This window comes from Pseudomonas akapageensis, assembly GCF_011355085.1.
Taxonomy (GTDB): Bacteria; Pseudomonadota; Gammaproteobacteria; order Pseudomonadales; family Pseudomonadaceae; genus Aquipseudomonas; species Aquipseudomonas akapageensis.
The window spans coordinates 70594-84743 of sequence record NZ_VXCP01000026.1; the positions used below are offsets into that span (position 1 = coordinate 70594).

A 14150-nucleotide genomic window follows, 5' to 3' on the forward strand; every position below is an offset into this window, starting at 1 on the left:
GTTATTTGACGCAACCACTTCGAGGATTGAATCGTGGCCGATTACCAGGCGTTTAAAGTAGAACTTGCGGACAACATCGCCCATGTCCAGATCAACCGTCCGGAGAAGATCAACGCCATGAATGCGGCGTTCTGGAGCGAGATTGTCGAGATTTTCCAGTGGATCGAAGACACCGACGCGGTGCGGGTCGTGGTGCTCAGCGGGGCGGGCAAGCATTTCTCTTCGGGTATCGACCTGATGCTGCTGGCCTCGGTGGCCAACGAGATGGGCAAGGACGTTGGCCGCAACGCGCGCCTGCTGCGGCGCAAGATTCTCAAGATGCAGGCCTCGTTCAATGCCGTCGACCAGTGCAGCAAACCGGTACTGGCCGCCATCCAGGGCTACTGCCTGGGCGGTGCCATTGATCTGATCGCCGCGTGTGACATGCGCTACGCCGCCGAAGACGCGCAGTTCTCGATCAAGGAAATCGACATGGGCATGGCCGCCGATGTCGGCACCCTGCAACGCTTGCCACGGATTATCGGCGACGGCATGCTGCGTGAACTGGCCTATACCGGACGTACCGTCGATGCCAATGAGGCGCGCAGCATCGGCCTGGTCAACCGCACCTGGCCCGATACTGCCAGCCTGCTCGACGGAGTCTTTGCCATTGCCCGTGAAATTGCAGGAAAATCACCTATCGCCGTCGCCGGCACCAAGGAGATGATCACCTATATGCGCGATCATCGAATCGACGACGGCCTGGAGTACATTGCTACCTGGAACGCCGCCATGCTGCAGTCGACTGACCTGCGCGTGGCCATGGCGGCCAGCATGAGCAAACAGAAACCGGAATTCGCCGACTGACGGGGCGGCGATCGTGGCGTGCAACCAAGGAGCCTGAACATGTCTGTGCGTTGGACAACCGCAGTACTGGATACGAGCATCAGCGGTGGTTGGGCGGTTGCCCGCAGCAATCAGGGTTTTCTCCTTGACGGCAACGGCGTGCTGTTCTCGCGTGAATGGCTCAAGCGTCAGGACCTGGACGTGCTCTGCGAGCATGGCATTGGCCATTTCGATGGCGAGCCGGTCTACCTGCTGGAACTGAGAAGCCCGCAGGACGTGCCGGGTTGCACCTGGCAGGGCCTGCGCCAGTTCATGCTGCAAGGGGATTTCGACATCTTCAAGCTCCTGGGGTATGCCGCGCAGATCGGCACCTGGGCCCGCGAGCACCGCTTTTGCGGCAGCTGTGGTGCGGCCATGACCCAGATCCCCCGTGAGCGCGCCATGTTTTGCGCGCCTTGCGACCTGCGTTGCTACCCACGCATCGCGCCGAGCATGATCGTGCTGATCACCCGTGGCGACGAGATCCTGCTGGCGCGTTCGCCGCGCTTCGTCGCCGGGGTCTACAGCACCCTGGCCGGCTTCGCCGAGCCCGGCGAGTCGGCCGAGGATTGCCTGATTCGCGAGGTGCGTGAAGAAGTGCAGGTCGAGGTGCGCAATATCCAGTACGTGGGCAGCCAGTGCTGGCCATTTCCGCACTCGATGATGCTGGGCTTCCATGCCGAATACGCCGGCGGCGAGATCGTCTGTCAGGAAGACGAGATCGAGGATGCCCAGTGGTTCCGCATCGATGCGCTACCGCCATTGCCGGCAGGGCGCTCGATTGCCCGCTACCTGATCGACCTGTACGTGGCGCGCCGCCTAGGCCTGGCCGAACCAGTGCTGCCAGGCTAGGCGCACGGTCAACCCGAGCACCACGGTGATGAACACCGGGCGGATGAACTTGGCACCGCCGCTGATGGCGGTGCGGGCGCCGAAGAAGGCGCCGACCATCAGGGCCGAACCCATGCTCAGGCCAATCAGCCAGTCGACCTGGCCGGAGAGGATGAACACGGTCAGGGCCGCCGCATTGCTGACGAAGTTCATGCTGCGCGCCACGCCACTGGCACGGACCAGGTCGATGGGGTAGAGCAGCAGGCTGCTGACCGTCCAGAATGCGCCGGTGCCGGGGCCGGCCACGCCATCATAGAAACCCAGGCCGAAGCCCTGGGGGAATTGCCACTTTTTCTTGATCGGTGCGTCCGCATCCAGCGGTGCTTTCGGCGTGCCGCCGAACAGCAGGTAGACACCGCAGGCGAAGACGATGATCGGCAACATCTTGTTCAGCCATTCGGCGGGCAGGTAATGGGCCGTGACCGCGCCGATCGCCGAGCCCACCAGGGTGCCGACCAGGGCATGGCGCCACTGTTCGGGGTGGAACAGCTTGCGCTTGTAGAAGGTGAAACTGGCGGTGGCCGAGCCGAAGGTCGAGCTGAGCTTGTTGGTGCCCAGCACCAGATGCGGGGGCAGGCCGGCGGTGAGCAGTGCGGGTGTGGTGAGCAGGCCACCTCCACCGGCAATGGCATCGATGAAACCGGCGACAAAGGCTACGGCGGCGAGAATGGCGAGGGTGGTCAGGTCGACGCTGAGTTCGAAGGGCATGGGGGAATGGCTGCGCGTAAAGCGGCGTATTGTAGCCGGAAAAGCGCGGGCGCTGCGCGCCCGAATTGCTGGCAAGCCAGCTCCCACAGAGATTTATACCTCGTTACCTCGTTCCCACGCTCTGCGTGGGAATGCCGTGCCAGACGCTCCGCGTCGACGTGCACGTACGCTTTGCGGCGCGTCTCAGGATGCATTCCCACGCAGAGCGTGGGAACGAGGGGTGTGCGGCGGCTTAGGACAGGAACCCACCATCCACATTCAACGAAACACCCGTCGTGTAGCTCGAAGCCTCACTGGCCAGGTACAAGACAGCCCCCGCCATCTCGCTCGGCGCCGCCACGCGTTTCAAAGGAATATGCTGCAACGCGCTATTGAGGATTGCATCATTCTTCACCAGCGCCGAAGCGAACTTGGTGTCGGTCAGACCCGGCAACAGCGCGTTGCAGCGAATGCCGAACTGCGCGCACTCCTTGGCAAACACCTTGGTCATGTTGATCACCGCGGCCTTGGTCACCGAATAGATGCCCTGGAATTCGCCCGGCGAAACACCGTTGATCGAGGCCACGTTGATGATGCTGCCGCCGCCGTGTTCGCGCATCAGCTTGCCGGCTTCGATCGACATGAAGAAGTAGCCGCGGATGTTGACGTCGACGGTCTTCTGGAAGGCGCCCAGGTCAGTGTCCAGCACATTGCAGAATTGCGGGTTGGTGGCCGCGTTGTTGACCAGGATATCCAGCCGCCCGAACTGCTCGCGAATGCCGGCGAAGACCTCGCGGATCTGCTCCATCTCGCCAATGTGGCAGGCAATCGCGGTGGCCTTGCCGCCGGCGGCGATGATGGCGTCGGCCACATGCTGGCAGCCTTCGATCTTGCGGCTCGAGACGATCACGTGCGCGCCTTGCTGGGCCAGCAATTTGGCGATGGCTTCACCGATACCACGGCTGGCGCCGGAGACGAATGCGATCTTGCCATCGAGGTCGAACAACTGAGTCTTGGACATGGTGTTTCCTTGTTGTAATGGCTGTCAGAGGCTGGATTTGTTGATGACTTGCAAGCTCATGTGTTCGAGCAGCTTGTTCATCCCGATGAATTGCGCGAAGCGTTTGTCCTGGGTCTGGCCGTGGTAGTAACGGTAGTAGATCTGCTGCACGATCCCGGCCAGGCGGAACAGGCCATAGGTGTAGTAGAAGTCGTAGTTGTCGATCGCGATCCCTGAGCGTTCGGCGTAATAGTCGACGAACTGGCGGCGGGTCAGCATGCCGGGCGCGTGGCTGGGTTGGCGGCGCATCAGTTGCACCGGCGCCGGATCACCGGCTTCGATCCAGTAGGCCAGGGTGTTGCCCAGGTCCATCAGCGGGTCGCCGATGGTGGTCAGTTCCCAGTCGAGCACGCCAATGATCTGCATGGGGTTGGCCGGATCGAGGATCACGTTGTCGAAGCGGTAATCGTTGTGGACGATGCTCGGCTGAGGGTGGTCGGCGGGCATCTTGTCCCTGAGCCAGGCCTTGACCGCTTCCCAGCTCGGCGCGTCCGGGGTCAGCGCCTTGTCATAGCGGTCGCTCCAACCATTGATCTGGCGTTGTACGTAGCCTTCGGGCTTGCCCAGGTCGGCCAGGCCGCAGGCCTTGTAGTCGACCTGGTGCAGCTCGACCAGTTTGTCGATGAAGCTCTTGCACAGGGTTTCGGTCCTGGCCGCGTCAAAGCCGAGTTCGGGCGGCAGGTCCGAGCGCAGGATGATGCCCTTGACCCGCTCCATGACATAGAACTCGGCACCGATCACCGATTCGTTGGTGCAATGCACGTAGGCCTTGGGGCAGTAGGGGAAGCCGCTGTTGAGCTGGTTGAGAATACGGTATTCGCGGCCCATGTCATGGGCAGACTTGGCCTTGTGGCCGAAGGGCGGCCGGCGCAGTACGAATTCCTGCTCCGGGTATTCCAGCAGGTAGGTCAGGTTCGAGGCACCACCGGGAAACTGGCTGATCACAGGCTCGCCTGCAAGCCCCGGAATATGAGCCTTGAGGTAAGGATCGATCAGGCTGGCATCGAGTTCTTCGCCTGAGCGAATGCGGGTGGACTGGTCAGTAAGCGACATGCTTATCCCTTATAATTGAGGCCAGAGATTATTGGCTAATCTAATTCGCAGGGCCTGTGCTCACAAGCACCGAACGGCCTTATTGGCGAGGGTGTTGCTGGTCAATCAGTGCTCTTGATAGAGCGTCAGGCGAAAAAAAACCGAAGCAGGCAAGGCTTCGGTTTTTTTCGATCCGGCGTTACAGCTCAGGACGGGAACAGTTCGCTCAGCTTCATCGCCAGCATCATGTCGCCTTCGGCGCGCAGCTTGCCGCCCATGAAAGCCTGCATGCCGTCGGTTTCGCCGCTGACGATGCCTTCCAGGGTTTCGCCGTCCATCACCAGGGTCACCTGAGCGTCAGGGTTTTCGCCTTCCTGCAGTTCGCAAGTGCTGTTCTTGACGATCAGCGAGAAGTTTTTGGTATCGTCGATGCGAAAGCCGAACACCAGGTCCAGGCCTGCAGCAGCGGCTGGGTTGAACTTGGCTTTCATTGCTTGAACGGCGTCAGCTACAGAGGTCATGGTTCGATCCTTATTGAGTGGTTCCAGCGACCGTTGAAAGTCGCGATTAGCCGGTACTCAGCGGTAAGTGATGAGTTCCGGCGCCTTCATCAGTTGCAAATGGGTCTGACTGTTGAAGGAAGCCAGGGCCACCTCGCGACCGCGAAACTTGAGCTGGTTGAGCGAGGTGTTGATGATCTGCCAGTTCAGCTCGAAAGCCTGGGTGGCGGTCATTTGAGTAATCAGATGGAGCAGGGCGGTAATGGTGCCGCCGGAGGTGAAGACCGCAATGTTATGGGAAGGCTCTGCCTGCTCAAGGATACGCTGCAGGCCGGCTTGTACACGCCCGACGAAGCCGAGCCAGCTTTCCAGCCCGTCAGTATCATGGTTGCCGCTGACCCAGCGGGCCACCAGCAACGAGAACAGGCGCTGGAATTCGGCGCGGTTCTCTTTGGCGTTGCGCAGTATGTGCAAGGCCTCGGGCTCTTCCGGCAACAGTGCCGGCAGCAATGCGCGAATCACCGCATCGGCATCGAACTCATCGAAGGCACTGTCGATTTCCAGCCGGGGCACTTCGATGCCGGCCGCTTGCACTTGGGCCAGGGCATGCTGGGCGGTGTCCTGCTGGCGCCGCAACTCGCCGGCCAGGCAGCGATCGAAGCGCAGGCCCAATTGAGCCAGGTGCATGCCGAGTACTTCGGACTGGCGAATGCCGACCGGTGACAGCACATCGTAGTTGTCTGCACCGAAAGAGGCCTGGCCATGTCTAATCAGGTAGATGCTGCCCACGTACGTGTCGTCCCGGTACGTTGAAGGTTTGGCGAGGTTATGGGGATGGCCGGGACCTGTCAATAAAAAACATACGCTTGTTTGAAAAGGTCGTTTGAAAATATTCAACAACCCTTTCGCAACTGGCAGCCGGCAAGGCACGTCGGTATGCTTGAGACATACCCTAGCCCTTTACCCAGAGGGGCGCAAAGCGACTGAGGAGTAGCTGTGGAGTTTCTCGCCGAGTACGCCATCTTTTTGGCCAAAACCGTCACCCTGGTCATCGCCATCCTGGTGGTGCTGGCCACGGCTGCTGCCTTGCGCAGCAAAGGGCGTGGTAAACCGACTGGCCAATTGCAGGTGACCAGGCTCAACGATTTCTACAAGGGACTGCGCGAGCGCCTGGAGTCGAACCTGCTCGACAAGGCCCAGCTCAAGGCCCTGCGCAAGGAGCAGGCCAAGGCCGAGAAGAAGAAAAAGAAAACCCCTGAGGAGAAACCGCGGGTTTTCGTGCTCGACTTCGATGGCGACATCAAGGCTTCGGCCACCGACAGCCTGCGCCATGAGATCACCGCCTTGCTGAGCCTGGCCACGCCCCGGGACGAAGTGGTGCTGCGCCTGGAAAGCGGTGGCGGCATGGTCCACAGCTATGGCCTGGCAGCTTCGCAGCTGGCGCGCATCCGTCAGGCTGGCGTGCCGTTGACCGTGTGCATCGACAAGGTCGCGGCGAGCGGTGGCTACATGATGGCGTGCATCGGCGAGAAGATCATCAGCGCGCCGTTCGCCATACTCGGCTCCATCGGCGTGGTCGCGCAGTTGCCTAACGTCAATCGCCTGCTGAAAAAGCATGACATCGATTTCGAAGTGCTCACCGCGGGTGAATACAAGCGTACCTTGACGGTGTTTGGCGAAAACACCGAGAAGGGCCGGGAAAAGTTCCAGGAAGACCTGGATATCACCCATGAGCTGTTCAAGAACTTCGTGTCCCGCTACCGACCGCAACTGGCGATCAATGAAGTGGCCACCGGTGAAGTCTGGCTGGGTGTTGCGGCGCTGAACAAGCACCTGATCGACGAATTGAAGACCAGTGACGAGTACCTGTGCGAACGCGCCAGGGAGGCCGAGCTGCATCATCTTCACTATGCCGAGCGCAAGAGCCTGCAGGAGCGTGTCGGCCTGGCGGCCAGCAGCTCGATCGAGCGCGTGGTGGTCAATGCCTGGAGCAAGTTGACCCAGCAGCGTTTCTGGTAAATACCCCTAAATATATAGCCCCTCGTGAGGGCGGCATGTTGTTTGGATGACGGTTCCCAAAAGGAATCATCAGGACCAGACGACATGCGAGATATTCACGACGAAACCACTTCGCAAGCACTGCCCACCGCCATCGTGACGGCGGAGGGCGTGCACGACCATTTCATCCGGCAGCACCTGCCCGACTGGTTACGCAACGCCAGCTCCGCGCAACGCCAGCAGCTGCGCGCTGCCATCCTGCGCAGCCAACGCAGCAAGGCTGAAGTACGCAAGACCCTGGCCGGCTGGCAAGGCCTCAAGGCATTCGCCGAGCCCCTGTTGAGCAATGCCCTGCAACGTGAGTTCGGGCAGAGCCCGGACCTTGAACACACCAACTTTGTTCATCTGTTTCGCCGTTCGCGAGCTGGCACCAGCAGTCCGGGCCCTGTTCTCAAAGTCTTGCAGTCAAGCCTGTTACAGGCCGCATTGCAGAACTTCGCGTCCGGTGAAACCTTCGCTGCCGGAACCGGGTTGCGCCAGGGGGACGGTCTCCTGGGCATCGATGCACAAGCCTTTGCCCGGGTTTGCCGGGAGCTGGACCTGGGGCGCCGCTATCAGCAACACCTGACTACAATTTTCGAGCCCGTCTCGCTGCCAGGCGAGGCGCCGGATGCAGCCAGCAGCAATCTGCGAGCCAGTGTAATGATCTGCCAGCGTGATGCCCTGGCGGTGCAAGCTGAGTTGGCGCTTCTTCAGGGGCACATCGGACAGCAAGCCCATGATGCGTTGCTGGCGGGCCTGAACCCGCATCCGGGGCCGGGCTTCAGAGTGTTCAGATTGAGTCTGTGGGGGCTCGCGCTGGATGAAATATTGCTGTTTGAAGTCCAGGGAGCAGATGACGACGGTGTACAGCCTTGCCTGGTGTATATACCCGATGACGTCAACGGTGCATTGCGCCATTACCCTTCGCGCAGAGCGTTCATACAGGCCCTGCGTGGGCGATTGCGCAAGCGTACTTATCAAGCCTGGTTCGGTCGATTTGTGGGGCAGCGCAACCGGGGAGCGTATCTGCAAAAGGTCGAGCAGCTGTTCAACGCGGTGCGTCTGGTATCTGGCCAGTTGGTGCCCGTCGACCCCTCCCATGTACGAATTGACCTCGACGATACTCAGATCGTAGGCAATGTCTTTCGCCATTGTTTCGATCAGCATCTGGCGCGCATCAGGGATGACGCACGGGTGCTGGCGGTTCCCACCGCGGACATCGATGCCAACGAGCGTCTGCAACGTCTGGAGCAATGGCTGGAACTGGGGCTGAATGTGGTCAATACGGCCGCGCTGTTCGTACCCGTGCTGGGGATTGTGATGATGCCGGTGGCCGCGGCGCAGTTGCTTGGGGCGTTTTTCCACGGAGTGGAAAGCTGGGAAGCCGGCGAGACGGACCAGGCGTTGGGCTATTTGATGGGGGTGGCGCAGAACCTTGCCCTGCTTGCCGCCCTCGGTGGCGCCCAGGGTGTTGGCGAGTCTGTGCTGCCGGCCGAAGGCGTGGGTTTTACCGATCACCTGGAGACGGTCAAGCTGCCCAACGGCCAGCGACGTTTATGGAAACCGGACATGACGCCTTACCAGCAGGACGTCGAGCTTGCGCCGTACACAGCCAATGCCCAGGGACAATACGTGGTGGGCAGCAGGCACTACATTCGGCTGCAAGGGAAGGTCTATGAGCAGGTTTACAACACCGGACTCAAGCAATGGCAAATCAGACACCCCAGCGATCCGCAAGCCTACCAGCCGCTACTGGCGCATAACGGTCGTGGCGCCTGGCTCCTGGTCCATGAAAACCCGCTGAGCTGGGACCGACCGACCTTGCTGCGGCGCATCGGCCACTCCGTGGACACCCTGACGGATGCGCAACTGGAGCAGGCCTTCAGGATCAGTGGTATCGATGAGGATGCACTGCGCCAAATGCATGTCGACCATCAACCGGTGCCGCCATTGCTGGCCGAGACGCTGCGGCGATTGGAGACTGGCAAGGCAGTGGACCCGCTCATGACGCAACCACCTGCATCGACCGAGGTGATGGTCCTGGAGCGCGATTTTCCAGGCCTGCCAAGATCCATCTTGCAGTCACTTGTCGAACAGGCCAGCGGCGTCGAACGAGAGCGGATGACCGACAGTGCACGCGTACCGCTGCGACTGGCAGAGGAGGCTCGGGCGTATCTACAGCCATTACGCCTGAATCGTGCTTTTGAGGGCTTGTATGTTGAGGACCTGAACGTGGCAGATAGCGACACGCTGGCGCTGCGCACGCTCGAACAGTTGCCTGGCTGGTCAAAGGATGTGCGTCTTGAAGTGCGCCAGGGCAGTTCCGCAGGACAACTGCTCGATGAGGTTGGCAGCCGTGATGCCGCCATGGTGAGGTACCTGGTCAAGGAGGGTGGGGGGTATCGTGCCTATGACGATAACGGTAATTCACTCAATGGCCTGGCCAGCACGGGCAATAATCTGTTTCCTTCGATTCTGCATGCATTGCCGGATGCCCAACGCCAGGCATTGGGGTATGGGCTCGATGAAAGCCAGAAGCTGCGCCAGGCGGTCGCCGAGCTGGCGGTGAAGGACCGTGGTCGCGCCGCGCGGGCGCTCGGGCAGCGCGCGACAAGGCCCGGGTTTCAGGTCCCGACGCGTTTGGCGGCCGGGCGTTTGGGCTATCCCTTGAGCGGGCGAGGGGCGGTCACCACGCGCGGTGTACTGTTGACCCGGGTCAGCCGACTCTATCCCGGCTTTACGGCAACCCAGGCCGAGGAGTTCCTGTCCACGCTTGGACTGTCAGAGGCGCAGGCAGGTCAGGAGTTGCTCAGGCGTGAGGCTGAGTTCGCAACATTGAGCAGGGATCTGGACGCCTGGGTACAAAGTCCTTCCTGGCACACCACCAGTGAGACCCATGCGTTGAGGGTTTCATCGCAAAGCAAGCGGCAGGTCGCTGACAACATCCTGCGCTGCTGGCAACGGCAAACCGAGCGGCTCCACAGTGGTGATGGTCAGTTCATCGGTTACCAACTCGACCTGTCCTTCCATACCCTGGGGCCACTCCCGGAACTCACGGCGGATCTCAGCCATGTGGCGTCCTTGTCGTTGACCAATATGCGCCTGCTCCGATCGCCGGATGCTTTCCTGAGGCATTTTCCCCGACTGCGCTGGCTCAATATGGCGAACAACAAGTTGACTGAATTCCCGCAAGCCATCAGTGAAATGGCGGGGTTGACCAAATTGTATCTGTCACACAACCAGATTCGCCTGACACCCCAGGGTCTGGAGCAGCTGCGCGGGATGAGCGGCTTGAAGATCCTGGCACTCGATTTCAACCCGCTGGGTGATGTGCCGGACGTCAGCCTGATGACGGACTTGCGCATATTGACACTACGCGCGACCGGGATCGAACGCTGGCCAACCGGCGTTTTCGAACGACCACAGCCGACGTTGTTCACGCAGCTCGATCTGCGTGACAACCGGATTCAAAGCTTGCCGCAAGGCATTCTCAATCCGCTACCCGAGAGCGCCGAGGCCGTCACCCAAGTCAACCGTGTGACCTTCCTGGATGGCAATCCGCTGTCGCCGGAGAGTGTTCAGCAACTGGCTGAGTATCTGCAGCGTGCCGGTATTGCCATGGGTATTATCCAGGCTCGAGCTCCGATCACGGCAGCAGCGCCTGTCACGCTGGTTGCTCGCTGGCTGCGGGACGAATCGGCCGAGCAGATCGAGCTGAAAAGCGTCATATGGGCTGATCTGGTCGCAGAGCCGGGTTCGGCAGACTTCTTCAGGATCCTCGACACGCTGGGCGAAAGCGGAGAGTTCCAGGGCGATGGCTATGCAGACCTGAAATCACGTGTCTGGGGGATGATTGACGAGGTCACCGGCGATACCGAATTACGTGCGATCTTGTTCAAACTGTCGGCGCAGCCGCAAACGTGCGCCGATGGCGCGTCATTGGTATTCAGTCAATTGGAAGTCCGGGTGCTGGTATACAAGGCTACCCTGGCTGCGGGTTCGGCTCAGGAGCAGGCTTTGTTGAGCCTGGCCGCTGGTTTGTATCGACTCGATGAGGTCGAACGTATTGCGCTGGAGGACATTGCTGCGCGCATCAAGGCTATCAACGAAAAAACCCAGCTTTCAGCCCGGCAACGAGAATGGGAAATCGACAGGCTCGATCAGGTGGAGGTGCGACTGGCTTACCGCGTGGGCCTTCGTGAAGCGCTGGACTTGCCGGGGCAGCCATCGGCCGTGCGGTTTACGCGAATTGCAAACGTCAGCCAGGCAATGCTCGATGCCGCGAAGGTAACTGTGCTGGCAAACGAGCAGACCACGGCACAATTTGTATCGATTTGTCAGCGTGATTTTTGGCGTAAATTTCTGAAAAAAACTTACTCCGAACGTTTCGAGCAGGTCACGCAACCCTTCCACGAACGCTTGGCGGAATTGGATGATGTCAGTCAGACGATGACCAGTGAACATTATCTGAAATCGACTGAAGCCTTGGATGCACAGCGCAAGGCTGAAATTCAAACGCTGATTGAAGAGCTTACTCGCAAAGCCATGGACGAGGCTGTGCCGGAGATTGAAATCACGGAACTTTGAGTGTTTGTCGGCAAATGCAAAGGGGAGGCTGATGTGCAAGCCCCGGCTGATCCAGCCGGGGCTTGTGCCTTAGCGGCGACGGAACAGCGGCAGCGGTTCGTCGGTGGCGGCCTGGTAGGTCACCGAGAAGTCCTTGAGGCTCTCAAGCGCTTCGTACGGGTCCTTGTCCGGGCGGATGGCGAAGGCATCGAAACCGCAGCGGTGCAGGTAGAACAACTGGTCGCGCAGCACGTCGCCAATGGCCCGCAGTTCACCCTTGAAGCCATAGCGGTCACGCAGCAGGCGGGCGTTGGAGTAGTTGCGCCCGTCGGTGAAGGCCGGGAAGTTCAGGGCAATGACCTGGAACTCGTTGGCGTCTTCACCGATCTCTTCGGCTTCTTCATCGGCATCCAGCCACACGCCCAGACCGCCGTCGCGGGCCTTGAGCATGCGGCTGTGATCGCGCCACAGCTGCAGCGGGACAATGTAGTCGTCGCAGTTGGTCAACTCGTCGATGTTGAAGTCCTTGGGCAGCAGGTGCCAGGTTTCGTCGACGATTTCGTTGTTCTTAATTATTCGCTGCATAGACGCGCTCCTTGAAAGGGTCGATGCCGATACGTTGGTAAGTGTCGATGAAGCGCTCGTCTTCAGTACGCTGCTCCACATACACGTCGATCAGCTTTTCGATCACGTCGGGCATGGCGTCCTGGGCGAAGGATGGGCCGAGGATCTTGCCCAGGCTGGCGTCGCGGCTGGCGCTGCCACCCAGGGAGACCTGGTAGAACTCTTCGCCTTTCTTGTCCACGCCCAGAATGCCGATGTGGCCCACGTGGTGGTGGCCGCAGGCGTTCATGCAGCCGGAGATGTTCAGGTCCAGCTCGCCGATGTCGAACAGGTAGTCCAGGTCGTCGAAGCGACGCTGGATGGATTCGGCGATCGGGATCGACTTGGCGTTGGCCAGGGAGCAGAAATCACCGCCCGGGCAGCAGATGATGTCGGTCAGCAGGCCGATGTTCGGCGTGGCGAAACCGTTTTCGCGCAGTTCCAGCCACAGGGCGTGCAGCTGGCTTTGCTCGACATCGGCCAGGATGACGTTCTGCTCATGGGAGGTGCGCAGTTGGCCGAAGCTGTAGCGGTCGGCCAGATCGGCGATCGCATCGAGCTGCTTGTCGGTGACATCGCCCGGGGCAACGCCGGTCGGCTTGAGCGACAGGGTCACGGCGGCATAGCCAGGCTTCTTGTGCGCACGCACGTTACGGGTGCGCCAGCGGGCGAAGCCCGGGTGCGCCTGATCGAGCTCGGCCAGCTCCTTGTCGAAGTCGTTCAGGGCCTTGTACTGCGGATCGACGAAATGCTTGGCGACGCGATGCAGTTCAGCCTCGGTCAGCGTCGTGGCACCGCCACGCAGGTGGGCCATTTCGGCCTCGACCTTCTCGGCGAAGACTTCCGGGGTCAGGGCCTTGACCAGGATCTTGATACGCGCCTTGTACTTGTTGTCACGACGGCCGTAGCGGTTGTACACCCGCAGGATGGCATCCAGGTAGCTCAACAGGTCCTGCCACGGCAGGAACTCGTTGATGAATGCACCCACCACCGGGGTACGGCCCAAGCCGCCACCGACCAGGACGCGGAAGCCCAGCTCGCCGGCTTCGTTGCGCACAGGCTCCAGGCCGATGTCGTGCACTTCGATGGCGGCGCGGTCGCTGACCGAACCGTTGATGGCGATCTTGAATTTGCGCGGCAGGTAGGCGAATTCCGGGTGGAAGGTGGTCCACTGACGAACGATTTCGCACCATGGGCGCGGGTCGACCAGCTCGTCGGCGGCAACACCGGCGAACTGATCGGTGGTGACGTTGCGCAGGCAGTTGCCGCTGGTCTGGATCGCGTGCATCTGCACGGTCGCCAGCTCTGCCAGGATGTCCGGGATATCTTCCAGCGCCGGCCAGTTGAACTGTACGTTCTGGCGGGTACTGATGTGGGCATAGCCCTTGTCGTAATCGCGAGCGATCTTGGCCATCATCCGCGTCTGGCGCGAAGTCAGTTGGCCATAAGGCACGGCCACCCGCAGCATCGGGGCAAACCGCTGAATATAGAGGCCATTTTGCAGGCGCAGGGGGCGAAACTCTTCTTCGCTAAGCTCGCCAGCCAGATAGCGGCGGGTCTGATCACGGAACTGCTTGACGCGGTCCTCGATGATCCGCTGATCGTACTCGTCGTATACGTACATATAGGTCCTGTTCTCAGGCTGCTTACAGCTAATCTGCGCGCACGGCCGCGCACTCCCTCGACGGAGCGGGCAGAAGATAACAGCTTGTAGTTATGCGCAAAAGTGATGTTTTAATATATGCAAAGAACTAAAAAGACTAAATGTCTGCCCCAATGCACGGCGGTGCAAAGCATGCCAGCAGTTCGATGGGTGCGTATGGCCGTTTGTCGGCCTCGGTGTGGTAGTAAATATGTAAAGCCTTTGGTCGCTGGTGATCTGGTTTCCTGCGGGTTCTGACCTGTTC

General features: G+C 60.4%; 11 protein-coding genes. 4 read left to right on the forward strand and 7 right to left on the reverse strand.

The window, feature by feature from the left end:
• Nucleotides 1-33: 33 nt before the first annotated feature.
• Both F2S13_RS17435 and nudC read left to right on the forward strand, forming a co-directional pair.
• A complete protein-coding gene (locus tag F2S13_RS17435; protein ID WP_166363042.1) occupies nt 34-846 on the forward strand; it encodes a crotonase/enoyl-CoA hydratase family protein in 813 nt (270 codons plus the stop codon).
• A 39-nt stretch (nt 847-885) separates the two neighbouring features.
• On the forward strand, nt 886-1716 hold the full coding sequence (gene nudC, locus F2S13_RS17440; RefSeq protein ID WP_166363044.1) for an NAD(+) diphosphatase: 831 nt from the start codon (nt 886-888) through the stop codon (nt 1714-1716).
• On the opposite strand, the gene F2S13_RS17445 is transcribed toward nudC, so the two are convergent.
• The 5 genes from F2S13_RS17445 to F2S13_RS17465 form a co-directional block, all read right to left on the reverse strand.
• Nucleotides 1684-2463, reverse strand: a complete 780-nt coding sequence (locus F2S13_RS17445) for a TSUP family transporter (protein WP_166363046.1) — start codon at nt 2461-2463, stop codon at nt 1684-1686. The genes nudC and F2S13_RS17445 overlap by 33 nt on opposite strands.
• A gap of 232 nt (nt 2464-2695) precedes the next feature.
• Nucleotides 2696-3463: an SDR family oxidoreductase gene (locus F2S13_RS17450; RefSeq protein ID WP_166363048.1), complete on the reverse strand. Its 768-nt coding sequence runs from the start codon at nt 3461-3463 to the stop codon at nt 2696-2698.
• Between the two features lie 24 nt (nt 3464-3487).
• Nucleotides 3488-4555, reverse strand: a complete 1068-nt coding sequence (locus F2S13_RS17455; RefSeq protein ID WP_166363050.1) for a phosphotransferase family protein — start codon at nt 4553-4555, stop codon at nt 3488-3490.
• A gap of 185 nt (nt 4556-4740) precedes the next feature.
• A complete protein-coding gene (locus F2S13_RS17460) occupies nt 4741-5055 on the reverse strand; it encodes an SCP2 sterol-binding domain-containing protein (RefSeq protein WP_166363052.1) in 315 nt (104 codons plus the stop codon).
• Between the two features lie 57 nt (nt 5056-5112).
• Nucleotides 5113-5823, reverse strand: coding sequence for a histidine phosphatase family protein (locus F2S13_RS17465; RefSeq protein ID WP_166363054.1), 711 nt, complete (start codon nt 5821-5823; stop codon nt 5113-5115).
• A gap of 207 nt (nt 5824-6030) precedes the next feature.
• Here F2S13_RS17465 and sohB point away from each other — a divergent pair, with 207 nt between their 5' ends.
• Together sohB and F2S13_RS17475 are read left to right on the forward strand one after the other, a co-directional pair.
• Nucleotides 6031-7053, forward strand: coding sequence for a protease SohB (gene sohB / locus F2S13_RS17470; RefSeq protein ID WP_166363056.1), 1023 nt, complete (start codon nt 6031-6033; stop codon nt 7051-7053).
• A gap of 84 nt (nt 7054-7137) precedes the next feature.
• A complete protein-coding gene (locus F2S13_RS17475) occupies nt 7138-11661 on the forward strand; it encodes an NEL-type E3 ubiquitin ligase domain-containing protein (protein WP_166363057.1) in 4524 nt (1507 codons plus the stop codon).
• Between the two features lie 69 nt (nt 11662-11730).
• Here F2S13_RS17475 and F2S13_RS17480 read toward each other — a convergent pair whose 3' ends face one another.
• Together F2S13_RS17480 and F2S13_RS17485 are read right to left on the reverse strand one after the other, a co-directional pair.
• Nucleotides 11731-12225, reverse strand: a complete 495-nt coding sequence (locus F2S13_RS17480) for a DUF934 domain-containing protein (RefSeq protein ID WP_166363059.1) — start codon at nt 12223-12225, stop codon at nt 11731-11733.
• On the reverse strand, nt 12209-13867 hold the full coding sequence (locus tag F2S13_RS17485) for a nitrite/sulfite reductase (protein WP_166363061.1): 1659 nt from the start codon (nt 13865-13867) through the stop codon (nt 12209-12211). The genes F2S13_RS17480 and F2S13_RS17485 overlap by 17 nt, the downstream gene beginning before the upstream one ends.
• Nucleotides 13868-14150 lie beyond the last annotated feature (283 nt).